General features: G+C 62.2%; 19 protein-coding genes and 1 CRISPR repeat array. Of the genes, 10 read left to right on the plus strand and 9 right to left on the minus strand.

The window, feature by feature from the left end; all coding sequences use genetic code 11:
- The first annotated feature begins 19 nt into the window (after nucleotides 1-19).
- Nucleotides 20-4,019: a CRISPR direct-repeat array (repeat unit 37 nt; unit sequence GTTTCAATACCGTTCCTCGGAAAATGAGGATTGAAAG).
- Nucleotides 4,020-4,322: 303 nt separating this feature from the next.
- The 3 genes from QMC96_03430 to QMC96_03440 form a co-directional block, all read right to left on the minus strand.
- Nucleotides 4,323-4,790 (minus strand): hypothetical protein, encoded by a 468-nt coding sequence (locus tag QMC96_03430; GenBank protein ID MDI6875807.1) that lies wholly within the window; start codon nucleotides 4,788-4,790, stop codon nucleotides 4,323-4,325.
- A 202-nt stretch (nucleotides 4,791-4,992) separates the two neighbouring features.
- Nucleotides 4,993-5,493, minus strand: coding sequence for a ferredoxin-thioredoxin reductase catalytic domain-containing protein (locus QMC96_03435; protein MDI6875808.1), 501 nt, complete (start codon nucleotides 5,491-5,493; stop codon nucleotides 4,993-4,995).
- Nucleotides 5,490-5,771, minus strand: coding sequence for a glutaredoxin family protein (locus tag QMC96_03440; GenBank protein ID MDI6875809.1), 282 nt, complete (start codon nucleotides 5,769-5,771; stop codon nucleotides 5,490-5,492). The genes QMC96_03435 and QMC96_03440 overlap by 4 nt, the downstream gene beginning before the upstream one ends.
- Nucleotides 5,772-5,884: 113 nt before the next feature.
- Here QMC96_03440 and QMC96_03445 point away from each other — a divergent pair, with 113 nt between their 5' ends.
- The 3 genes from QMC96_03445 to QMC96_03455 all read left to right on the plus strand — a co-directional run bounded on the left by QMC96_03445 (nucleotide 5,885) and on the right by QMC96_03455 (nucleotide 8,361).
- A complete protein-coding gene (locus QMC96_03445; GenBank protein ID MDI6875810.1) occupies nucleotides 5,885-6,895 on the plus strand; it encodes an EF-Tu/IF-2/RF-3 family GTPase in 1,011 nt (336 codons plus the stop codon).
- Nucleotides 6,896-6,982: 87 nt separating this feature from the next.
- On the plus strand, nucleotides 6,983-7,801 hold the full coding sequence (locus tag QMC96_03450) for a helix-turn-helix transcriptional regulator (GenBank protein ID MDI6875811.1): 819 nt from the start codon (nucleotides 6,983-6,985) through the stop codon (nucleotides 7,799-7,801).
- Nucleotides 7,798-8,361 (plus strand): DUF2115 domain-containing protein, encoded by a 564-nt coding sequence (locus tag QMC96_03455; GenBank protein MDI6875812.1) that lies wholly within the window; start codon nucleotides 7,798-7,800, stop codon nucleotides 8,359-8,361. The genes QMC96_03450 and QMC96_03455 overlap by 4 nt, the downstream gene beginning before the upstream one ends.
- Here QMC96_03455 and QMC96_03460 read toward each other — a convergent pair.
- The 4 genes from QMC96_03460 to QMC96_03475 form a co-directional block, all read right to left on the minus strand.
- Nucleotides 8,333-8,848: a nitroreductase family protein gene (locus QMC96_03460; GenBank protein MDI6875813.1), complete on the minus strand. Its 516-nt coding sequence runs from the start codon at nucleotides 8,846-8,848 to the stop codon at nucleotides 8,333-8,335. The genes QMC96_03455 and QMC96_03460 overlap by 29 nt on opposite strands.
- A gap of 1,010 nt (nucleotides 8,849-9,858) precedes the next feature.
- On the minus strand, nucleotides 9,859-11,052 hold the full coding sequence (locus QMC96_03465; GenBank protein ID MDI6875814.1) for a TraB/GumN family protein: 1,194 nt from the start codon (nucleotides 11,050-11,052) through the stop codon (nucleotides 9,859-9,861).
- Nucleotides 11,052-11,588: a YkgJ family cysteine cluster protein gene (locus QMC96_03470; protein ID MDI6875815.1), complete on the minus strand. Its 537-nt coding sequence runs from the start codon at nucleotides 11,586-11,588 to the stop codon at nucleotides 11,052-11,054. The genes QMC96_03465 and QMC96_03470 overlap by 1 nt, the downstream gene beginning before the upstream one ends.
- Nucleotides 11,576-12,130, minus strand: coding sequence for a GMP synthase subunit A (locus QMC96_03475; protein ID MDI6875816.1), 555 nt, complete (start codon nucleotides 12,128-12,130; stop codon nucleotides 11,576-11,578). The genes QMC96_03470 and QMC96_03475 overlap by 13 nt, the downstream gene beginning before the upstream one ends.
- Nucleotides 12,131-12,252: 122 nt before the next feature.
- Here QMC96_03475 and QMC96_03480 point away from each other — a divergent pair, with 122 nt between their 5' ends.
- Nucleotides 12,253-15,018, plus strand: coding sequence for a cation-transporting P-type ATPase (locus QMC96_03480; GenBank protein ID MDI6875817.1), 2,766 nt, complete (start codon nucleotides 12,253-12,255; stop codon nucleotides 15,016-15,018).
- Here QMC96_03480 and QMC96_03485 read toward each other — a convergent pair.
- Complete coding sequence (locus tag QMC96_03485) at nucleotides 15,009-16,019, minus strand: TIGR00303 family protein (GenBank protein ID MDI6875818.1); 1,011 nt, start codon at nucleotides 16,017-16,019, stop codon at nucleotides 15,009-15,011. The genes QMC96_03480 and QMC96_03485 overlap by 10 nt on opposite strands.
- A gap of 41 nt (nucleotides 16,020-16,060) precedes the next feature.
- Between QMC96_03485 and QMC96_03490 the strand changes: the two genes are divergently transcribed.
- From QMC96_03490 to QMC96_03500, 3 genes are all read left to right on the plus strand, one after another.
- On the plus strand, nucleotides 16,061-16,495 hold the full coding sequence (locus QMC96_03490) for a phosphatidylglycerophosphatase A (GenBank protein ID MDI6875819.1): 435 nt from the start codon (nucleotides 16,061-16,063) through the stop codon (nucleotides 16,493-16,495).
- On the plus strand, nucleotides 16,492-17,202 hold the full coding sequence (gene cobS, locus QMC96_03495; protein MDI6875820.1) for an adenosylcobinamide-GDP ribazoletransferase: 711 nt from the start codon (nucleotides 16,492-16,494) through the stop codon (nucleotides 17,200-17,202). Before QMC96_03490 ends, cobS begins: the two co-directional genes overlap by 4 nt.
- A 61-nt stretch (nucleotides 17,203-17,263) precedes the next feature.
- Nucleotides 17,264-18,148 carry a 4Fe-4S binding protein gene (locus QMC96_03500; protein MDI6875821.1) on the plus strand — a complete coding sequence of 295 codons (885 nt, stop codon included), beginning with the start codon at nucleotides 17,264-17,266 and terminating at the stop codon, nucleotides 18,146-18,148.
- Here QMC96_03500 and QMC96_03505 read toward each other — a convergent pair.
- Nucleotides 18,102-18,416, minus strand: coding sequence for a hypothetical protein (locus tag QMC96_03505; protein ID MDI6875822.1), 315 nt, complete (start codon nucleotides 18,414-18,416; stop codon nucleotides 18,102-18,104). The genes QMC96_03500 and QMC96_03505 overlap by 47 nt on opposite strands.
- Nucleotides 18,417-18,607: 191 nt before the next feature.
- Here QMC96_03505 and tuf point away from each other — a divergent pair, with 191 nt between their 5' ends.
- Genes tuf through QMC96_03520 form a run of 3 tightly spaced genes read left to right on the plus strand, consistent with a single transcriptional unit; the run spans nucleotide 18,608 to nucleotide 21,857 of the window.
- Nucleotides 18,608-19,885 (plus strand): translation elongation factor EF-1 subunit alpha, encoded by a 1,278-nt coding sequence (tuf, locus tag QMC96_03510; protein MDI6875823.1) that lies wholly within the window; start codon nucleotides 18,608-18,610, stop codon nucleotides 19,883-19,885.
- A 28-nt stretch (nucleotides 19,886-19,913) separates the two neighbouring features.
- Entirely contained in the window at nucleotides 19,914-20,222 is a 309-nt protein-coding gene (rpsJ, locus tag QMC96_03515) for a 30S ribosomal protein S10 (GenBank protein MDI6875824.1), read from the plus strand.
- A gap of 15 nt (nucleotides 20,223-20,237) precedes the next feature.
- On the plus strand, nucleotides 20,238-21,857 hold the full coding sequence (locus QMC96_03520; protein MDI6875825.1) for a TIGR03663 family protein: 1,620 nt from the start codon (nucleotides 20,238-20,240) through the stop codon (nucleotides 21,855-21,857).
- Nucleotides 21,858-22,468 lie beyond the last annotated feature (611 nt).

Genomic DNA, 22,468 nt, shown 5'->3' on the forward strand with positions numbered 1-22,468 from the left:
ATACATGATATTCAAGCCAGTTTCAATACCGTTCCTCGGAAAATGAGGATTGAAAGTTCTGAGTGCCGACATAATCGCGGCATCCGGGTTTTCGTTTCAATACCGTTCCTCGGAAAATGAGGATTGAAAGGTCCGAACCGCCGGGCGAGATCACCCGTGCCCGTCACGTTTCAATACCGTTCCTCGGAAAATGAGGATTGAAAGGTTCACCCAGAACGTGCAGGACCTCCCGAATCGCGAGTTTCAATACCGTTCCTCGGAAAATGAGGATTGAAAGATGCGGAGGAGGAGGTCTTTCAGCGATTCGTGCGGTCGTTTCAATACCGTTCCTCGGAAAATGAGGATTGAAAGTTCACCCCGATAGGGCGTGCGTGGCGCTCGATGTATTGTTTCAATACCGTTCCTCGGAAAATGAGGATTGAAAGACGCGCTGAAGGCAGCCGCCGAAGAGTCAACCGACACCGTTTCAATACCGTTCCTCGGAAAATGAGGATTGAAAGATCTGGAGGAAGCGAACCTCTCACAGGCAACCCTCATGTTTCAATACCGTTCCTCGGAAAATGAGGATTGAAAGTGGACGATGTCCCGGAGACCCGTGCTCGTATAGGTCTTGTTTCAATACCGTTCCTCGGAAAATGAGGATTGAAAGTGGAGCGTGTGCCCCGGGCATACGGACGGCAGAGCAGTTTCAATACCGTTCCTCGGAAAATGAGGATTGAAAGAGGTCCTCTCGGACGGATCCCTCTTCGAGGTCCCGAAGTTTCAATACCGTTCCTCGGAAAATGAGGATTGAAAGCCTTTGCGAGGTTTGCCCCCTGCAGGTTAGCACCCGTTTCAATACCGTTCCTCGGAAAATGAGGATTGAAAGGGTAGAGCCAGATACAGTTCCAAACCCCGTCGCTGTGTTTCAATACCGTTCCTCGGAAAATGAGGATTGAAAGGCCGGATCGACTTCGGGGATGATGCGGTCTGCCTGGGTTTCAATACCGTTCCTCGGAAAATGAGGATTGAAAGGCTCATTTGTGGAGGCGGCGACGGCCCTCGTAACGGAAGTTTCAATACCGTTCCTCGGAAAATGAGGATTGAAAGATGATCGCCAGATGTGCCCCCCGGCCCGTTATCGATGTTTCAATACCGTTCCTCGGAAAATGAGGATTGAAAGAGGACCCACGAGGACTGATCCGCCCCACCGTTGAATAGTTTCAATACCGTTCCTCGGAAAATGAGGATTGAAAGAATTGCTGGATCCTCGTCTTCTGACTCCGCGTCTTTGTTTCAATACCGTTCCTCGGAAAATGAGGATTGAAAGGTCCTATCCACAAGTGCTACCATTTTGTTAAAGCACGTTTCAATACCGTTCCTCGGAAAATGAGGATTGAAAGCGCAGGTTTGCCCGGGAGAGTTGTGTATCGCTCAGGTGTTTCAATACCGTTCCTCGGAAAATGAGGATTGAAAGTGACCCCTTATACGAGTATACGACTGGCGAATACTCTGTTTCAATACCGTTCCTCGGAAAATGAGGATTGAAAGTTGTATCCAACCACTCCCAGGAACATCGTCATCTGGTTTCAATACCGTTCCTCGGAAAATGAGGATTGAAAGTCACAAATCCCGAGGATTCTGCCGATCCGTGGTATTGTTTCAATACCGTTCCTCGGAAAATGAGGATTGAAAGGGCGAACATGTTCGGCAAAATCCTCGTCGGCACCGTAGTTTCAATACCGTTCCTCGGAAAATGAGGATTGAAAGACATTCTGCATAGTAACCCATATTCAGACTCCATTTGTTTCAATACCGTTCCTCGGAAAATGAGGATTGAAAGGAAGCTGCTCGTCGTGTCCCATAATGGATAAGCGGGTTTCAATACCGTTCCTCGGAAAATGAGGATTGAAAGCATTGTGGACCAGGTACCAGAACCGGTAATCATTTTTCGTTTCAATACCGTTCCTCGGAAAATGAGGATTGAAAGGCGAACGTCACATCGACCTCCGCGAGGCCCTCTGAAAGTTTCAATACCGTTCCTCGGAAAATGAGGATTGAAAGTCCAGATCAGCGCGCTCTTTCGAGGTTTCTTATGAAGTTTCAATACCGTTCCTCGGAAAATGAGGATTGAAAGCTGCATTCCCCACGATTCACCAGGTCTGGAAGGGCGGTTTCAATACCGTTCCTCGGAAAATGAGGATTGAAAGGCGGTTAAAAACTCTTCCCGCGTTTTATTGGTGACTGTTTCAATACCGTTCCTCGGAAAATGAGGATTGAAAGGGCAGTATCATCAATGTGCGCCACGCGGATCATCTTCGTTTCAATACCGTTCCTCGGAAAATGAGGATTGAAAGGCCTGGTATTTCCCGGGCTCCAGGGAGACTCTCCCGGTTTCAATACCGTTCCTCGGAAAATGAGGATTGAAAGTCCAGGCCCGGGCGTTGGACCTCCCGGTGCTCTCTAGTTTCAATACCGTTCCTCGGAAAATGAGGATTGAAAGATCCTTTTGTATCCACCTCGGCCAGGTTGAGCATCGGTTTCAATACCGTTCCTCGGAAAATGAGGATTGAAAGAAAATGGCCGAATAACGAGCAGAAGCTATATATTCCGTTTCAATACCGTTCCTCGGAAAATGAGGATTGAAAGGATAATTCTCAGATATGGTCACAGCAGATCCATCGTGTTTCAATACCGTTCCTCGGAAAATGAGGATTGAAAGATGGGCGCGGCAGATCGGCAAGTTTGCCGGCACGCCGTTTCAATACCGTTCCTCGGAAAATGAGGATTGAAAGATAATGATTGACTTATATTCTTGTTTTGTTTCTTGATGTTTCAATACCGTTCCTCGGAAAATGAGGATTGAAAGTGGTATGCAGGACATCCAACTCCGTTATCCTCATCGTTTCAATACCGTTCCTCGGAAAATGAGGATTGAAAGCGGATCCCCGAGTGTGGGATCGGTGGGGTCTCCCGGGTTTCAATACCGTTCCTCGGAAAATGAGGATTGAAAGAAAAATATCTCCGCGGCGAGGTCCCCGCGGAGAAACGTTTCAATACCGTTCCTCGGAAAATGAGGATTGAAAGGAGATCCACACCGATCGTCCCCTCGGGGTTCTTGATGGGTTTCAATACCGTTCCTCGGAAAATGAGGATTGAAAGATCTCCTGCAAGGCCTTGTCCAGGTCCCCCTCGGTAGTTTCAATACCGTTCCTCGGAAAATGAGGATTGAAAGTGGTCCGGGGGGGCCCGGGCCAGGCCGATCGCCGCCGTTTCAATACCGTTCCTCGGAAAATGAGGATTGAAAGATAGGATTGGATGGAGGTAATATTTTAGTAAAAGAATGTTTCAATACCGTTCCTCGGAAAATGAGGATTGAAAGCGAGTCAATGGAAACAGCCTAAACAGGGGCATATATCGTTTCAATACCGTTCCTCGGAAAATGAGGATTGAAAGCCGACTTCAGCCCGAACTGTTTGACATCCTTGGAACGTTTCAATACCGTTCCTCGGAAAATGAGGATTGAAAGAAGTGGGGGGTAAACGATGGATCTGCTGTGACCATGTTTCAATACCGTTCCTCGGAAAATGAGGATTGAAAGATGGCATCAAGAAGTCCGTCACCCGCAGGTCGAGCGCGTTTCAATACCGTTCCTCGGAAAATGAGGATTGAAAGAGAGGATTCAGGAGAGAAAGGGCTGCCTCTAGAATTCGTTTCAATACCGTTCCTCGGAAAATGAGGATTGAAAGATATCCGGGAGACCTTCGCCTATCGGGTGCTGCAGCAGTTTCAATACCGTTCCTCGGAAAATGAGGATTGAAAGGGAACGCCCCCCAGAGTGCCATGATCGACGCCTGGGTTTCAATACCGTTCCTCGGAAAATGAGGATTGAAAGCTCTCTGCCCGGGCCGGCGAACCGGTCGTCGCCTCGTTTCAATACCGTTCCTCGGAAAATGAGGATTGAAAGCTGGATCTGCGCATGTGGCGCGGAATACCAGATGCTGTTTCAATACCGTTCCTCGGAAAATGAGGATTGAAAGCGGACATCCCGGGAGAGGTCCTGGCCAGGGGAGCAGACGATCGGGTATATGATTATGAATCCTCCGCCGGCATCGCTCTGCATCCCTTCCCCGATGAGGCTGGAGCCGAACTCGCCCCATTCCCGGAGCAGGCCCGATCGCACGCGAGGGTGCAGGGGTGGGAGTGCGCCTCCCTTTGACGCGATAGGTCTGCCGGATCCGGCATGGGCCGCCGGCCCCCTGTCCATCTCAATGGTGCACATGCTGGATTGTGCGGCAGGGCGGGTCAGGACGGCAGGAAAAAATGGATGAGAAGTTCCGGCTCTAATGGACTTTGAGCGTCTCCTCCATCGCCAGCAGCTTGGGCGGCGGAGCGTAGATGGTGCCGGTGATCTCGTACTTCAGGCGGATGATCTCGATCACGATCATGGCGAGCTTCTGCATCGCTCCGGGATCGGTGGTGCGATCGAAGAGGAGCACCGCCTTGTTCTTGATCGCCTCCAGCAGCTCCATGTCGTCCATGGGTTTCGGGGAGCCCTGCGGGAGGATGGACGGGGGGGCTGCCAGATTCTGGCGGAGGGCGGTCAGACTCTGCTGCAGCCCCTGGATCTCCTCGTCCACGGCAGCCGGGTGCTTCTTGTGGGAGGTGATGTGGGAGGATTTGAGACCGGGGATCTTGTCTTTCATGAGATAGATGATCTCGTTGTACGTCCTCCGCTGACGCAGCAGTTCGTCCACCTCGCCCGCGTATCCGCTGCGGCAGACCTTGCACTTGTCGCGCATGGGATCCATCGCAGAGTATGTCGGGGGTTCGAAATAAAAACCCTCCGAAACGAGAAACGGCGAATCCGCACCGTCTATCCCGCGGGCAGGAAAATCGGGACCCGTGAGCAGGAATGTCCTGAACACAGGCGTTTTCGAAGTGCCTGGGGAGATCGGGGACGGTTCAACCTGCGGATACCCGGCGGAAGAGGGGAAAGGCCTCCCGCCGGAATCAGAGGAACCGCTCGAACCGATCCTGCGTTGCCCGGCAGATGGGGCAGACCTCGGGAGGGTGGGTGCGGGCACAGAGGTATCCGCAGACGCGGCACCGCCAGACGGGCCAGGGGAGGGAGGAGGCGGGCAGAACCGGTTCCTGCGCCCTCCTCTCCGCCATCGGAGGCCGCCGTTCGGGTACCGGCGTCAGTTCCCGCTCGCCGCGGAGGATCGCGCCGCTGACGTACAGGGCGCAGTAGCAGGCCCCGTACTGGTCGAGATCCGGATCCCGGTAGTCGCAGGGGCAGATGATGTCGCGGTCCCGCTCGCGGCTCCCCATCGCGAGGCGGCAGGGGCAGGAGGGATAGCCGTACCGCCGCTCGTTCACGATCAGCCCGCGGACGAGGTTCTTCGTGAACGGAACATCGGGGTTCAGGTGGTACCCCCCCTCTTCGGCCTCCCTCGTCAGCCGCTCGTAGAGTCTCTCGATCGCCTCCTGATCGACGTCTTCCGCGTTCATGGACCCAGGGCCTCGCGGATCTGGTCGGCCCGGTAGCCGACGATCACCCTGTCATCGTCGATCACGATCGTCGGGAACGCCTGCTGGGATGTCAGCTGCGCAACCTCATCGATCGCCTGCGCCATCTCGTCTGCGTCCAGGAGATCGACGTACACGTACCGGAAGTCGACGCCGAGTTCCATCAGGAGCTGCTTGGTCTTCGCGCACCACCCGCAGGTGCTCAGCGCGTAGAGCCGCACCTTGCCCCTGTCCTTGCCCTCCACATGCGTCCACTGCATTGTGCCATCCTCTCCCCCGCCTATAGTCGCCCATGGTACTTAAGTCCACCCTCCCGACGCGCCGCCATCTCCCGCAGAGAGTTTTTATCCGCTCCCGTCACACCTTGTTCCCCATGGGAAACCTGAACGTCGTCGTACTCGGACAGAACGATTACGCCCGCGATCTGGGAAAGAAGGGTACATCGACGGATATCACCTTTTACAACCTGAAGAAAGGGGAGGATTCGGTCACGTTCCTGGAGCCGACGCGCTACCCCGAACGGTTCGCCCCCCTCTACCTCGCCGCCGCCACGGCAGAGAAGGCGATCCTGGTTGTGGACGGGCTCACGCCCCTCTTCGGCGAGGCGGTGCTGATGCTGGACTGCCTGGGGATTCGGGACGGCTTCGTCGTGCTCCGCAACTTCATCGGGCAGGAGCAGGTGATGCCGCTCATCCGGGGGACTGTCGTCGAGCGCTACCGCTTCGCGGAGGACAACCGCGCCGCCCTGCGGGAGCAGCTCCTGGAAGATGCGGCGAAGAAGGCGGCCGTGCCGCGGGAGACGCCGGCGGGCAGCGTCTCCGTCGACCACTTCTTCACCGTCCGGGGGATCGGCACCGTGGTCCTCGGCGGGGTGGTGGCGGGGGCGATCCGCCGGCACGACACTCTCTCCGTCCTCCCGCTCGAGAAGACCGCCCAGGTCCGATCCATCCAGAAGCATGACGACGAGGCCGAATGGGCGGGGGCCGGAGACCGCGTGGGGCTGGCGCTGAAGAACGTCGGAGTGGAGGACCTCGAGCGGGGGTATGTGCTGACCAGCGACCGCTCCCTCCTCTCGGTCTCCTCGGCCACCGGCACGGCGCATCTGGTGAAGTACTGGAACCGCCCCCTGCGGGAGGGGATGGTGCTCCACCTGGGCCACTGGATGCAGTTCGTCCCGGCCCGCCTGGAGCTGGTGCAGGAGGGGGGGAACCCCCGTTCGCCCGTGCTCACGCTGGCGCTGGAGAAGCCGCTCGTCTGCGCCCCGAAGGACCGCGTCGTGCTCCACCACCTGGAGGGCGGCAAGCTCCGCATCGTCGGGACCATGACCCTCGCCGGGTGGGTGGCGAAGCTGCCATCGGGGCAGCCGGCACAGGCGGTGCGATAGGCTCTGTCAGGTGTCCACGGGATCCCCCGCCCGAGGGCGGGGGCGAGAATCGCAGATTTTTACTCTAGTCGATTCCAACAGTAGTGTATGCGAGATCTGGAGACGGAGATCCTCGAGGTGCTCGAGGAGAATCCCTGTCACGTCTACGAGCTGAAGTACCGGCTGGAGTCGCGGAACATCCAGAAGAGCCACTCCGATCTCTACAAGATCCTGCGGAGCCTGGAGAAGCGGGCCCTTGTCGCCCACACGAGGGCGGCGAGCAGTAAGGGGCCGGAGCGCAAGGTGTACGGCCTGACCGGGGAGGGGAGCCGGGCGCTCGAAGATGCGGTGCGGGGGGGAGTCCTGCTGCTCTACCGCACCTACATCCAGCACCTGGCGGCCCAGGCGGGCGAGCAGATCGCCCTGGAGGTGGAGGCGGGTGCACGCCATGCGGCGCTCGTCCTCTCCCCCTTCGCAGCCTCGCGGAAGGATCCCTGGGTGGCGGCCGCCAGAGGGTGCCTGCAGGGTGCAGAGAGGCTCTACCTGGTGGACAACGGGCAGGGTGCGGACCATCCCGGCTTCCACCGCCTCGCCGGCGATGCCGCGCAGCTCCCGTTCCCCGACGAGAGGCTGGACCTGATCCTGGCCCCCTGGCTATCGGCAACGGATCTCGAGGCGGCGCTCGACGAGATCTCCCGTGTTCTGGATCCGGACGGGACGCTGGTCACCCTGCTCCCGATCGCACGGGAGACGGTGGAGGACTCCCTGCTCGTCGAGTTCCTGGTGCGGGAGATCGGGCGGCGCCACCCCCACTTCGTGCCCCGCTCCCGCCTCGACTTCATCCGCGACCTGGACAGTTTCTTCCACGTGATGATCATCCCCTGCCGGGAGGGATCCCTCTTCATCTGCAGGAAAGAGGAGCCGTGAAGTGCGCAGAGATCTGCCGGGCGCTGCGGGGGGCTGCGGGGAGGCGGGAGCTCGCGGAGATCGTCTGCCGCTCGGTGGAGCGGTATACGCTGGCGGATCTCCAGGATCTCCGCGCTGCCCTGCTGAAGGATCTGCAGCACCTCCCCCCGTCCTACCGCAGCCGGCTCTACCCCCGCCTGATCGAGCAGATCTTCGGAACGCATCACCGCGTTCTCCTCCTCTGCCGGGGCGGGGGTCTGGAGGGGATCGAAGGCCCTCTGCCGCACCGGTTCACCGAGTACTGCGCCATGGTGGAGCGTGCCTGCAGGTCCGCCGCCACCCGCGAAGAGAGCGACCGCTATCTCTTCTACTACCTCCTCGCGGCATTCAACATCTTCGTGCTGGGGCTCCCCGCCCACCCGGTGGGCACGCCGTTCCCCGGCGGATTCGCCGTGGAGGAGCAGGACGGGGAGTACCTCTGCCCGGTACGGGAGAAGGAGGGCGACGTGGAGACCTCCATCTGCCCTTTCTGTCCGGCAAAACAGTCGGACGTCACTCCTGGTACCGCTCGGAGAACGTGATCTCCGGGAGGTCCTTCTTCTTCACCAGGATCTCCCCGGCGGGCATATCCGCCGGATACCCCGCCGGCACCATCGATACCAGGGTATAGCGCTCCGGAACGCCCAGGAGCCTGCGGACGTCGTCTGCATAGCCCTTCTTGTCCCCGGCAACCCAGCAGGAGCCGACACCGTGCGACCACAGCCCCAGGATGAGCTGCATGGTCGCCGCGCATCCGTCCTCCAGGTAGTACTTCTGGGCTTTCTCCGCGAACACCGCGAAGCAGACCGGGGCACCGGCGATAAATCTGCCGTTGTCGGCGAGACTGGCGAGCGTGTTCAGGGTCTCCCGATCCTGGACGGTCCCGATCAGCCAGGGCTGTTCGTTCCTCGCCGTAGGAGCCTGGCGGGCGCATTCCAGGGCATCGCGGATCACCTCGGCCGGAACAGGGGTGTCGCGGTACTTCCGGATGCTCCTCCGAGACTTGATGATGGTAACGCCAAGATTCATAATCCTGCATGGGACCTTTTCAACAGTAATACCTTTCTGTAATGGTTTCTGCATCTCGCCCCGGTATGCTTCTGCGGGCTTTCGCACCCGGCGGCGTTTTGTGTGTCCGCTCGATTCAGGTTCTTCTCCCGGCACAGGCGGGTTTCGTCAGGCAGACAACCGTGATACCCTCGTCATAGCAGTGATAGGTTCGTGGTGGAGAAGACGCGGACGGGTACGAGGCCCTGCGCATCGGGACGTGAATTCTACGATGATTGTGGATGCTCCAGAGGTCTTCGGTGCCGATATACAGCACTACCGCGCACAATCATAGAAGATGGGCAAGATATTCGGAGACGCAACGGAGACGGTTGAACGAGCACGGAAGCTGAAAATCTTACACTCTCGCATTATCTCAACCAGGGGAAGCTCAAGCCTGAAATCCTCCCGTAGAGGCCATCGTACCAGCGGGGCGGTGTACGGGGATGCGCCCCCTCCCCCTCTGAACCTCCTCCCCCACAAATGCGATAGGACCCGTCCCGGTAAGAGGAGAATGAGGGCGTTGTTCCCGGATATGAATCGCCGCATCCATACTCTCCCCGTGGCAGGATGGGAACTCCAGACTCAGACCATCTCCGCTGGAGGATCGTATCGTCCCCCTCCCCTGTGCCTTGCCCCCAATCGTTGCGACAGCCTCGATGGGATGGTTTCACTCTTGAGACTCCCCCGCGCCCCCTTTCGAAGATGCGGCAGGATCGGATAGCCGCACCCCCGCTCCCATATCCGGGCCTATCCCGCGAGGGAGACCCTTCCCTCCCCGTGCCTGAAACCGGATCGCCGGCGCAGCCGGGGTGGACGGGCAGAGCCGTGCCATAGGAGTGCATCCTCCCCCATCGATATGTGCTCTGCCGGCAGCACCTGTAGATGATGACTCTCGTCCCGCCGGTCTTCGCGAGCAGGCCCGGGGATGAGGGCGTCTCGCGGGATCGCAGCGAAGCCGCAGGTGCACGAAAGGGGAAAGGCAGGATGTGTCAGGGGACGGGGAGCAGGCTCCCGATGTTCTGCAGCCCGTCCATCAGCAGCACGGTGGGGTCGATGCCGAGCGCCGGGAAGATGAAGATGAAATAGGCGATCGTCCCGAGCGTGCTGCCGATATTGGCCAGGGCGGCGACGAGCACCACGCGGAAGAGCGGGATCCTGCGCATGTCGGAGAGAGATTCCGCCTCCATGATCGCCCGGAAGTCCTTCGTCGTGGGCTTCCGTATCTTCGCCTCCACGATGGCGGAGAACCACCCGGCGGCAAGCAGCGGGTTCAGCGCCGTCAGCCAGGAGACCCCGAAGCCCGTCAGGGCGGAGAGAGGATGCCCCCCGGCGGCGAGGGCGAAGGCGGCGCAGAGCACACCGTGGATCAGCACCCAGTAGACGAGGGCGGCGACCAGCACCTCCATCCCCACGCCGGAGAAGAGCAGGGCCAGGATCAGGGTGGCGAAGAGGGCGGTGACCAGGCCTCCCAGGATCTTCGCGTAGGGGCGGGGTTTCACGTCCGCCGTCAGCGATTCCAGGGGCGGGAGCGACTGCGGATCCTCCAGGAACCGCTGGATCCCCCTGACGTGCCCGGCGCCGACCACCGCCAGAACCTTCTCGTGGGAGCGGGCGAGCATGCGGATCTTATGGGCCAGGTAGGCATCCCGCTCGTCGATCAGCGCCCGGGCGCCCCGCGGGGAGAACCGCCGGAACTCGTCGAGCGCCGCTGTCATCACGTCCTGCCGCGTCAGCTCCTCGACGTCGATCTCCTCGGTCTCCGTCGCGAGCATCGATACCGCGAGGGCGTAGAGCAGCCGCAGCTTCTCGATGAACGTCATGGCGTTGAGGAACCGCGTCAGGGTGATGCGGATGTCGCGGTCGATCAGGGCGATCGGGAGGCTCCGCTGCTCCGCCTCCTCTATCGCGGCCTTCATCTCGGCCCCCGGCTCCACGCCCACCTCGCTTCCGATCCGCCGCTGCAGGTGGGCGAGCAGCCACTGGACCAGGAGCTGGGTGAAGTTGCCGGATCTGAACACGTCCGCGATGGACGGCTCCTCGCCCTGCTTCTTGAGAGCCGCGCAACGGGCCGGGTCCAGTTCCACGGCCACGATGTCCGGCTGGAACGTCTCCATCGCCTCCCGCACCTCGTCGATGCTCTTCTGGGAGACATGGGCCGTCCCCACGAGCCTGATCTCCGCCATTACTGCTCCTTCATCCCCTCGCTGTCGATCACGACCCGCTTTCCCCGCGGCAGCGGTGTGCACGCGAAGGCAGCGAGCATGCGGACATCCTCCTCCTCCTCCTGCTGCTTCCGCTCCAGGAGATCGCGGGCGATCGAGACGGCATCCTCCCACGGTATCGGCGTCCCGAGACCCGGGCACTCCGAGGCGACGAGGTTCTCCCCATCCAGCATAAAAGGATAGGTGCGGCAGATCCGCGGGCGGTCGGCGTATACGCTGCAGCCCTGCGGCGTGAGGAGGCTGCACTCTCCCCCGCGGCGGCGGAGACACCAGGCGAAGGTGAAATACGTCCCCCCGCCGACCTCGATCCACTCGGGATAGGGCTCTGCCAGGTCGTCCCAGCCCAGCCCGGAGGCGGCGCTGATCCGCCGGATCTCGGCGGGCCCGACGAGCACCCGCACCGTCCCGCTCTCCCCGTCCCGGCAGCAGTCGCCGCAGCGGCTGCAGCGGAAACCGATGGCCTGGATCTTTCGTGCAATCTCTTCTACGGCTGGCATATGCGGTTGAAGTTCCTGAAGAGGAGGGCGCCGTCCATGGTGTGGCTCACCTCGGGATGCCACTGGATCCCGAAGATCGGTTCGTCGTCGGCACGCAGCGCCTCCACGCGGCAGATGGACGAGCGGGCCAGGATGGAGAAGTGCGGAGGGAGCCTGCCGACCTCGTCGGCATGGGACGCCCAGACCGGGATGCGCGGCGGGTATCCCGCCAGGATCTCGTCATGGTCCACGATCTCGACGGAGACCGCCCCGTACCCGCCGTGCGACCCCTTCTGCACGGATCCGCCCCGGGCCGCGGCGATGATATGCAACCCCAGACAGATCCCGAGCACGGGCAGACCCAGGTCGAGGTACTCCGCGCAGCGTCCGGCGCGCTCGAGGGTCGGACCCCCGCCGAGAACGATCCCGCGGCACCCCTCCCCCACCGTCTCCGGGGGCGTGCTGTTCGGGATCAGCTCCGCCTCGATCTCCATGTCCCGCAGCTTCCGCAGGATGAGGTGGTTGAACTGACCGAAGTTGTTGACGACATAGATGGGTCGCATTCCTGTACCTGTTGGCGCTTCGGTAGTATAGTCCTTTCATCCCTCTCCCGGGAACCCGCATACCCGAAAGTATTATGGGGAAGGGGTACGGGGAGAAATCGGGCACGGAACCGGGAGCATGTATGGATATGTATGCCCTCCCCCGGGAAGAGGTCCTGGCCCGCTCCGGCACTCGCGAGTCCGGCCTGACAGGCGACGAGGCGGAACGGCGGCTGGCGGAGTACGGCTTCAACGAGATCGAACGGCGGCAGAAGAAGAACTACCTTGCCGCCTACGGGCGGCAGTACACCTCGTTCTTCGCGATCCTGCTGGAGGCGGCGGCCGCCCTGGCATTCGTGGCGCATCTCGCCTCCCCGCAGGAAGGCTACGACATCCTGGGGTTTGCCATCGTGGCGGTGGTGATCGTCAACGCCTCGTTCGCGTTCTGGCAGGAGTACAAGGCGGAGAAGACGGTCGAGGCCCTGATGCGGCTGCTGCCCGCCCTCGTAACGGTGCGCCGGGACGGCGTTCCCGCAAAGGTGGAGGCCCGCAGGGTGGTCCCGGGCGATCTTCTTCTCCTGGACGAGGGGGATAAGATCGCTGCCGATGCCGTCCTGATCGAGGCGAACTCCCTGTACGTGAACATGGCCACCCTTACCGGAGAGTCCCGCCCGGTGCGGCGGACGGCGGGTCCGGAACCGCGGGAGCAGATCCTGGATGCCCGCAACGTCGCGTTCGCCGGCACCACCGTCACCTCCGGAAACGGCGTCGGAGTCGTGTTCGCCACCGGCAAGGATACGCAGTTCGGACGGATCGCCACCCTCACCGAGACCGTCGCCCGGAGGAGGACCCCGATGGAGCTCGAGCTCGCGCGGATGACACGGGTCTTCACCCTCATCGCCCTGACCATCGGCGCGGTCTTCTTTGCCCTGGCGGTCCTCTTCGGCCGGGGACTCTTTCTCGCTTCGATCTTCGCCCTCGCCCTCATCGTCGCCAATATTCCGGAGGGGATGCTGCCCACCGTCACCCTCTCCCTCTCCCTCGCCAGCCAGAACATGGCGAAGAGGAATGCGCTCGTCAAGAATCTCGATGCCGTCCAGACGCTCGGGAGCGCCACGGTGATCCTGACCGACAAGACCGGCACCCTCACCCGCAGCGAGATGACGCTGCGGGAGATCTATCTGACCAGCGGGGAGGAGATCACCGTCAGCGGGGAGGGCTACTTCCAGGGCGGGGAGTTCCACTTCCGAAAGGAGCTGAAGGGCTCGAAAGAGCGGCTGCAGCTCTGCCTGATATCGGGGATGCTCGACTGCCGGGCGCGGATCGAGGACTCCATGGTCTTCGGGGATCCGACGGAGCTGGCGATCGTCGCCGCCGCGCACAAGGCCGAGATCGGGGAGAGCGGCTACATCCGCACGGGGGAGATCCCCTTCACGAGCGAGCGGAAGATGATGTCCACCATCTACGCCCGCAACGCCCAGAAGTACATCTTCTCCAAGGGGGCTCCCGAAGTGATCCTGGGCATCTCCCGCTACTACATCGACGCCGACAGCCAGGTGAAGGAGCTCGACGAAGCGCGGCGGACGACGATCCTGCGCCGGGCGGAAGAGTTCGAGAAGAGGGCCTACCGCGTGCTCGCCATCGCCTATCAGCGGGGGGAGGAGGAGGCCGACCTGATCGTGCTCGGACTGGTCGCCTTCATGGACGTGCCGCGGGGCGAGGTCGGCGAAGCGATCGCGAAGTGCCGCACGGCCGGTGTGCGGGTGATGATCCTGACGGGGGACAGCCCCTTCACGGCGATGGCGATCGCGGAGCAGATCGGGCTGCCCGTGGACCAGACGATCACGGGGGACCAGATCCTGGCGTACTCGGACGAGGAGCTGGGAGAGCTCCTGAAGACCCGGGATATCCTGTTCGCCCGCGTGCCGTCCGACCAGAAACTGCGGATTGCCGGGATCCTGCAGAAGAACGGGGAGATCGTCGCCATGACCGGCGATGGCGTGAACGACGCGCCGGCGCTGAAGCGGGCGGACATCGGGGTCGCGATGGGGATACGGGGCACCGAGGTGGCGAAGGAGGCGGCGGACATCGTCCTCCTCGACGACAACTTCGCCTCCATCGTCGCGGCGATCGAGGAGGGGCGGACGGTCTACTTCAACATCAAGAAGTTCGTCACATACATCCTCTCCTCCAACATGCCGGAGATCGTCCCCTACATCCTCTGGTTCTTTCTGGCGATCCCCCTGCCCCTCGCCGTCATCCAGGTGCTCGCGATCGACCTCGGCACCGATCTGGTGCCGGCCCTCGCGCTCGGGGCCGAGCAGGCGGAGGAGGACATCATGGACCGACCGCCGGTCGGACAGACCGAGCGGATCCTGGATCGGGAGGTCTTCAAGCGCGGCTACGGGTTCCTGGGCATCATCGAGGCCACAGCGGCGATGACGGGTTTCTTCGCGCTCCTCTTCCTGCAGGGCTGGCAGTACGGCGATCTTGCCGTCAGCGGCACCGTGCTGCACCGCCAGGCGATGACGATGACCCTGCTCGGCGCCATCTTCTGCCAGATCGCCAACGCCTGGACCCTCCGCGCCTGGGAGCACCCCTCCTTCGGGAGGGGGCTCTCCTCGAACCGCCTGCTCGTCTACGGCATCGCCCTGGAGATCGTTCTCGTCCTGCTGTTCCTCTTCGTTGAGCCGATCCAGTTCGTCTTCAGCACCGCGTTCGTGCCCTATCCCTACCTGCTCATCCTTGTGCCCTTCCCCGTCCTCCTCTACGCTGGCCACGAGATCTACAAGGCGCTGAAGCGGCGGCAGGAGCGGGAACGGCGGCTGTCCCCCCTCGCGGCGGAAGCGGGCGGCGTCCGAAGGGGGAAGGAATCGCGGAGGGGTGAGACGGCGGCCGATCAGGCGTAGCCCCGGGCTCTGTCCAGGATCGTGCTGCGGATCCGCTCGGGCGAATGCCCCCGCAGGTAGGCGAGCATCATCGCACCGCCGGCCCCGATCCCCTCCTTCACCTCGCCGATGCAGTAGCGGGCGAGGCCGGCGTGCCCGAGATCCCCGAACTGCGGATCGACGTAGTAGGCGGTCGCGCCCACCTCGGCGGCAGTCTCCGCGAAACTGGCCGACGGATCGTCGCGGACGTAGACCGTGGTCACGATCGGGGGTACATCCATCCCCAGGGCCCGGATCAGGGCGGCGACCGCGAGCATCTGCGTCCCGCCGGCGAGCACGAGGTCTCCCGCGTACGTGCTCGCGATCCCGGCGGCAACCGCCATCATCGGATCCCCCCCGCAGCGGACGATCGCGAGGGGATCGGCCCGCGGAAGGGCAGCAATCTTCTCCAGCACCGCCCGGCACACCTCCTCCTTGAGGCCGACGGGGTTGGAGATGTAACTGCTGCTGACCCGCGCCGCATATCCGAATCCCCGCAGCACGCAGAGGGCGGTCGTGGTGCCCCCCGGCACGCACTCGCCGAGCAGCAGGAGATCGCTGCAGCGCGAGAGGTGCCGCCCGGCCCATGCGCCCCGCACGTACAGCGCCTCCGCCTGCGGAACGGCATCGCCGTATCGGGGATCCTGCCCCGCCGCACCGTAGAGGTCCAGGCAGGGGACGACAGGGGTCTCGGTGAGGCCGGCGTTGATGAAGAGCGGCTGATCCCCGGTCAGCTCCGCCATCGCCCGCGTGATGATCGCCGGTGTCGGGCATCCGGTGGGGGTGTTGGGTCGGGTGGGGCGGGAGGTGATCGCACCCTTCGCGATCAGCTCCGAGTCCAGGATGGGGGTGAGGACCGTTTTCCCCGGGCTCGGGCCAGCCCCCGATATGCCGGGAACGGTCGAGAGGAGAGTGTTGGCGAGGATAATGGAAAGGAGGGGGTTCTCTGGCTGGAACGGTGGATCCGGTGAGATAAACTGCATATCGATCTGTATATAGGAACCCTGGTTAAAACACTATTGCCATGTTCGAGATAACGGAGCGCCTGCTGGAGAAAGGAGTGGAGATCGAGGATATCCTGTCTGCAGCGATGGCGCTCTACGTCCCCCACGGACTCGACGCCGGGACGGCGGAGGAGATCCTGCGCGAGAAGGTGATTCGTGCGCTCTCCGATCCCAACGTATCCTCTCTCCTGCTGGCTGCCATCCTGCTGGAGGAGGAGATCTACGCGAACCGCAGGGACTCCGAGATCGCCGGCGATCCCGTCTTTCTGCTGACAGACGAGATCCTGGGGATGGCGATCGCCGAGTATATCGGAGGGACCTGCGCCCGCTTCGAGTTCACGCGCTACGACCAGAAGAAACCGGGCATCCTCTCCCGCCTCGGACCGTTCCTCGACGATGCGGTCGCCGGGCTGATCGCCGGCTGCACCTCGCGGCTCTACAGCGAATGTACCTGAAATCCGTCCTGGCCCTCCTCCAGTTCACCACCATCCTCCCCCTCGGGAGATCGGTGGACTTCGACGAGTTCGCCCGCCGCTCCTACCTCTATCCCCTGGCCGGCTACGTGATCGGCGGGATCGCGCTCCTGGCGGTCCTCGCCATTCCGTCTGCCCCCATCGCCGCGGCGGTCGCCCTCGCCCTGACGCTGGTCCTCTCGGGATTCCACCATTTCGACGGGCTGCTGGACTTCGGCGATGGCGTCATGGCGCACGGGAGCCGGGAGAGGAGGATCCAGGCGCTCACCGATCGGAGCAGCGGTGCCGGCGGGGTGGGACTCGGGCTCGTCGTCACGCTGCTGGCGTTTGCCGCCCTGCAGGGGAGCCCGCAGGTCGGCTACACGATCCTGCTCGCCGAGGTGAGCGCCAAGCTGGCGATGGCAGCCCTGACTGCCGTGGGCACCCCCTTCCACGAGGGCATCCAGAGCTACCTCCACGCCCGGGCCCGCTGGTACTTCCCGTTCATCGCCCTCCTCCTCTGGCTCCCGCTGCTCCTCCTGCCCCTGCCCGCACCGACACTGGCGGTCGCGGCGATCGTCACCGTCGGCGGCGCCGCAGGGATGCTCCTCCTGGCGCGGCGGCTCTTTGGAGGGGTGAACGGGGACGTGGTCGGGGCCGCGAACGAGATCGTGCGGATGCTCGTCATCCTGGCAGCGGCACTCTTCTGACGCATCCCCCGCCTGCCGGTCCGTGAATCTTTTTAAGGTCTCATCGGGAGAGTAGTGTGGGATGATGAAGGAGTACGGCATCCACATGCGGGGGGGGATCATCACCGAGCGGGACCCGGAGTACGTTACCGTGCGGGTCCAGGTTCCCGCGGGGAACCTCACCGTCGAGCAGGTGCGGGGCATCGCCTCCATCGCCCGGCGGTACGGCAAGGGGATCGTGCACATCACGGCACGGCAGGCGGTGGAGATCCCCCACGTCTCTCCCGATGCCATGACGAAGGTCGCCCGTGCGCTGGCGAAGAACGGCACCCCCCTCGGTGCCGAACGCGACGAGGTGGTGAACATCGTCGCCTGCCCCGGCACCGAACGCTGCCGGTTCGCCGCCGTGGACACCCTCCCCCTGGCCCGGAAGCTGAACGAACGCCTGTTCGGGAAGGAGATGCCGGTGAAGCTGCGCATCTCCATCTCGGGATGCCCGAACGCCTGCACCAGCCCCATGCTCAACGAGATCGGCATCAGCGGACGGGTGAGACCGCTCCGGAACCCGGGTCTCTGCACCGGCTGCGGGACGTGCGTCGAGTACTGCAGGGAGGGGGCGGTATCGATAAGAAACGGAATCTGCGTCCTGGACACGGAAAAATGCGTGGAGTGCGGGATCTGCATCCAGTCCTGCCCGTTCCACCTGATCAAGCCGCAGTCGCGCCACTACCTGGTGTCGGTCGGCGGGCGGCGGGGGCGGCACCCCCGGATCGGGCGGGAGCTCGTCGCCGTCGAGAGCGAGGATGCGGTGGTGGATGCGGTGGAGAAGATCGCCGCCTGGATCTACCGCCGCGCCTGGAGCGGGCGGCTCCTGTCCGACCAGCTGGACGACCTGAACTTCGAGGCGTTCAAAAAGGAGATCATCGGAGACGTCGGGACGCGTACAGCGAGCGGAACCCCTCGTTAGCGTCGTCGTTGCACTCGATCGCGGATCCGTCCCGGATCAGGGTGTTGAACATCATCGCGGCGCTGAAGACCGACTCGTCCTGGGCGGTTCCCCGTTTCAGGTCCTGAAGCGCCTGTTTCAGGGGTGCCGGCATCACCCGCCTCCCCACCCGCACCCCCTCACAGTGGATGCAGTAGGCGCATCGGGTATATACGGACACCTCCCCGTCGGCACACTCGACGGTCACCTGATCGCCCTGCTCGGTCCGGTTCAGTGGTAGAGACTTCATGGCAGTCCAGTACTTGGCACGGCTATCACTTGATAGTGTCGGTTTATGGCCATTTCTCAACGTTATGAGTCAATTTGGGCAAATGGCGAGCTATTGAAATGATTTATATACTTGACTTTCCAATATATTACACTCGCATCAATCGGACTGTTTACCTGAATGGTCCCATATATGAGCGGAGGATACGTAGAATGGCAGCAGTAAAGCCGCACTTAAATCTGGCAGTGATCGGACACATCGACCACGGCAAATCGACCATGGTAGGCCGGCTGCTCTTTGAGACGGGCGCTGTGCCTGCCCACATCATCGAGGGCTACCGAAAGGAGGCCGAGGCGAAAGGCAAGGGCACGTTCGAGTTCGCATGGGTCATGGACAACCTCAAGGAGGAGCGCGACCGTGGGATCACGATCGATATCGCCCACAAGCGGTTCGACACGAACAAGTACTACTTCACCATCGTGGACTGCCCCGGGCACCGCGACTTCGTGAAGAACATGATCACGGGCGCGTCCCAGGCGGACGCCGCACTGCTCGTGGTCTCGGCGGCGGAGGGTGTGCAGGAGCAGACAAAGGAGCACGTCTTCCTGTCCCGCACGCTCGGCATCAACCAGCTGATCGTCCTGATCAACAAGATGGACGCCGTCAACTACGACCAGAAGCGGTTCGAGGAGGTCAAGAAGGCCGCATCCGATCTCCTGAAGATGGTCGCCTACAAGCCGGAGACGATGCTCTTCATCCCGACGAGCGCCTTCCAGGGTGCGAACGTCGCCAAGAAGAGCGACAAGACGCCCTGGTACAACGGCCCCACGCTGCTCGAGGCCCTGGACACCTTAAAAGAGCCGGAGAAGCCCACGAACCTGCCGCTCCGGCTGCCCATCCAGGATGTCTACACCATCAGCGGAATCGGCACGGTGCCGGTCGGGCGCGTGGAGACGGGGGTCATGAAGAAGGGCATGAAGGTCAGCTTCATGCCGGCCAACAAAGAGGGCGAGATCAAGTCCATCGAGATGCACCACGAGGAGATCCCCGAGGCGCTGCCCGGTGACAATGTCGGGTTCAACGTACGGGGGATCGCCAAGAACGATCTCCGCCGCGGGGATGTGACGGGCCCCATCGAGAACCCCCCCACCGTGGCGGACGAGTTCACCGCCCAGATCGTGGTTCTCCACCACCCGAGCGCGATCACCGTCGGCTACACGCCCGTGTTCCACTGCCACACGGCACAGGTGGCGTGCACGTTCACCGAGCTCGTGCGGAAGCTCGACCCCCGCACCGGCCAGGTGAAGGAGGAGAACCCGACGTTCCTGAAGACCGGGGATGCGGCGATCATCAAGGTCAAGCCCTCCCGCCCGCTGGTCATCGAGAAGCTCAAAGAGATCCCTCCCCTGGGACGGTTCGCCATCCGCGACATGGGATCCACCATCGCAGCCGGCATGTGCATCGACATCGTGCCCAAGCAGATGAGATAACCAATACCATCTTTTTCGGGGGATAGGGATGCAGAAAGCCAGAATACGCCTCACAGGAACGGATTGCAGGAAGGTTGAGATGGTCTGCCAGCGGATCAAGGAGATTGCCGAGCGGACCGGTGTGAATCTCGCGGGTCCCATTCCGCTTCCCACCAAGCGACTGGTGGTGCCGGTGCGCAAGAGTCCGGATGGGGAGGGGACTGCCATGTGGGACCGCTGGCAGATGCGGGTACACAAACGCCTGATCGATATCGATGCTGATGAGCGGGCCCTGCGCCAGCTGATGCGGATCCAGGTGCCCAAGGACATTGGAATCGAGATTGTGCTGGAGAGCTGAAGCGGAGGAGCGGCAATGTCCGCCGCAGGACTCTCTCTCCGCCGTGCAACGTTCTCTTTCGAGACCGCTTTTCTTCTTGTCACCCTGCTAGCCTTCGGGCTGCGGTTCGCGTTCCTGGATCTCAAACTCTTCCACCACGACGAGGCGATCCACGCCTGGTTCTCCTACCAGCTCCTCACCCGGGGCGCGTACACCTACGACCCCTCCTACCACGGCCCCCTCCTCTACTATGCGACGGCAGGCATGTTTTCGCTCTTCGGGGACTCCGATCTCACAGGAAGGCTCATCCCGGCGCTCCTGGGGGCGGCTCTCGTGCCCCTGGTCTACGCCATCTACCGCCTGGGATACCTGGATCGCACGCAGACGCTGGTGGCGGCCCTGTTCATCGCCATATCCCCGGATCTGGTCTACTTCTCCCGGTTCCTCCGCCATGACATTTTCATGCTCTTCTTCACGCTCCTGCTGCTGGTGGCGCTCCTCTACTACTTCGAGCGGGGCAGGACGCAGTTCCTCCTCCTGGCGGCGGTCGCCCTCGCCGGCGGGCTCTGCTGCAAGGAGGAGATGCCCATCATCGCTCTCATCTTCGGCTCCTTCTTCCTCTTCGGGATAGGGAAGGGGCGGTTTGCGCTTCCCCCGCAGTGGAAGGGCGATCTGGTGCTCGCCGTCCTCGCCGTGGCGGGCATCATGGCGCTGCTCTACTCGTCGTTCGGAGCGCAGCCCGAGGTGCTCGTCGGCCAGGACTTCAATCTGACCACCTCGGGGTGGTACCGGGCGATCGAGCACTGGACGGCGATGCACGACCAGTGCCGCCTCTGCGGGCCGTTCTACTTCTACATCATTCTTTTCATCCTCTACGAGGTCCCCCTCCTGATCCTGGCGGGGATCGGCACCGTGCTGTTTATCGGAAAGGAGACCCCCTTGGCGGAGAGGCTGCAGCCGCTGCGGGAGCGGATCCGCCCCCGGCAGGGCGGGGCGGATGCGCCCGCTGCTCCCTCTCCGCCGGCTCCGGCGCCGAACCGGCGAACGGAGTTCTTTGCGTTCGCCATCTACTGGATGGTCCTCTCGATCGGCATCTACGGCTACATCGGAGAGAAGGTGCCCTGGCTCGCCATCCACCAGCTGATCCCCATGATCTTCATCGCCGTCTACGCGCTGCCCTTCTGGAAGCCGCACTGGCAGAAGGTCGCCGTCGCGGTATCGGCGGTCTTCCTGATCGCGATGACCTGGCACGTCGCCTTCACTGCGGCGGACATCAACGAGCCGATCGTGCAGGTGCAGAACTCCGAGGAGCTCCGTGCGGTGATGGCGAAGATCGATGCGGCCGATCGGGTCGCCATCGCCTCGGAGAACTACTGGCCCCTGCCCTGGTACTACCGCGGCGGGGACGCGGAGAAGCTGGTGTACTACGGGCGCAGGGTGGACGAGAGCACGTTCCTGACCCAGGATTTCGACCTTGTCATCGCGCACGATGCCAGCAGCTACGCTTCGATTCCCGGCTACGGGAAGGAGACCTTCAAGCTGAACTACTGGTTCTCCTACGACGAGAACGAGGATCGCCTGCTGGAGTACTACTTCACCCGTGACGGCCCGATGGGCAGCATGAACTTCGATGTGTTCACCCGGAACGAGACCTGACCGTCAGGAATCCCCGTCGCCCTGCCCGCGGTGCAGACAGGTTTCGGTGGCGCCAGGCGGCCTGCACTCCCACACCTCCCCCTCCTACGGGTCCCTGAGCCGGTCCGCTGCATGCCCGGTTTCTCAAGCACGCTCGTGGATGCACTGGCACGCAGGAGCGTGCGGCGATGGACTGGACCTTTCCGCTCCCGAACGCTATCCAGATCGGCTCCCGATGGCGGCGGTATAGCCCCGCCCCTCGAACCGCGGAACCGTGCAGTAGCCGGTCTCCACCCTCCCCGCCGGCGATGGTTCGCCTTTCGTATGTCCCAGAGTTGGCCCGGGTCCCCCCGTCCAGCGTGAAACAGCCGCATCAGGGGGCTTCCGCAAGGTCGGGAGGAGCAGGTCTCTGGTCTGGAGGGCGATCCCCAAGGTCCCCGTCCCCCCCGAGCCGGATGCCCCAATCCAGGCCAACGCCGTGCATATCCCGAAGAAACGCGTCGATGGCCCTTCGATCCTGACAGTCTGGATCTCAGGCTGACTGTATAGATCGATGGTTCGCACCGCCTGGAGGCAAAGTCTGTCTTCTTCCGGCCTCGGATACGCAGTGCTCACTCTGGGAACTGGCGGAC

The organism is Methanomicrobiales archaeon, from assembly GCA_030019205.1.
GTDB lineage: Archaea > Halobacteriota > Methanomicrobia > Methanomicrobiales > JACTUA01 > JASEFH01.

Bases quoted from the DNA above. Each gene is read 5' to 3' on its own strand.
- QMC96_03440 (MDI6875809.1), bottom strand. From the start codon at position 5,771: ATGCAGTGGACGCATGTGGAGGGCAAGGACAGGGGCAAGGTGCGGCTC.
- QMC96_03470 (MDI6875815.1), bottom strand. From the start codon at position 11,588: ATGCCAGCCGTAGAAGAGATTGCACGAAAGATCCAGGCCATCGGTTTC.
- QMC96_03490 (MDI6875819.1), top strand. From the start codon at position 16,061: ATGTTCGAGATAACGGAGCGCCTGCTGGAGAAAGGAGTGGAGATCGAG.
- QMC96_03485 (MDI6875818.1), bottom strand. From the start codon at position 16,019: ATGCAGTTTATCTCACCGGATCCACCGTTCCAGCCAGAGAACCCCCTC.
- rpsJ (MDI6875824.1), top strand. From the start codon at position 19,914: ATGCAGAAAGCCAGAATACGCCTCACAGGAACGGATTGCAGGAAGGTT.
- QMC96_03500 (MDI6875821.1), top strand. From the start codon at position 17,264: ATGATGAAGGAGTACGGCATCCACATGCGGGGGGGGATCATCACCGAG.
- QMC96_03475 (MDI6875816.1), bottom strand. From the start codon at position 12,130: ATGCGACCCATCTATGTCGTCAACAACTTCGGTCAGTTCAACCACCTC.
- QMC96_03480 (MDI6875817.1), top strand. From the start codon at position 12,253: ATGGATATGTATGCCCTCCCCCGGGAAGAGGTCCTGGCCCGCTCCGGC.
- QMC96_03430 (MDI6875807.1), bottom strand. From the start codon at position 4,790: ATGGATCCCATGCGCGACAAGTGCAAGGTCTGCCGCAGCGGATACGCG.
- QMC96_03435 (MDI6875808.1), bottom strand. From the start codon at position 5,493: ATGAACGCGGAAGACGTCGATCAGGAGGCGATCGAGAGACTCTACGAG.
- QMC96_03465 (MDI6875814.1), bottom strand. From the start codon at position 11,052: ATGGCGGAGATCAGGCTCGTGGGGACGGCCCATGTCTCCCAGAAGAGC.
- QMC96_03460 (MDI6875813.1), bottom strand. From the start codon at position 8,848: ATGAATCTTGGCGTTACCATCATCAAGTCTCGGAGGAGCATCCGGAAG.
- QMC96_03450 (MDI6875811.1), top strand. From the start codon at position 6,983: ATGCGAGATCTGGAGACGGAGATCCTCGAGGTGCTCGAGGAGAATCCC.
- QMC96_03505 (MDI6875822.1), bottom strand. From the start codon at position 18,416: ATGAAGTCTCTACCACTGAACCGGACCGAGCAGGGCGATCAGGTGACC.
- tuf (MDI6875823.1), top strand. From the start codon at position 18,608: ATGGCAGCAGTAAAGCCGCACTTAAATCTGGCAGTGATCGGACACATC.
- QMC96_03445 (MDI6875810.1), top strand. From the start codon at position 5,885: ATGGGAAACCTGAACGTCGTCGTACTCGGACAGAACGATTACGCCCGC.
- QMC96_03520 (MDI6875825.1), top strand. From the start codon at position 20,238: ATGTCCGCCGCAGGACTCTCTCTCCGCCGTGCAACGTTCTCTTTCGAG.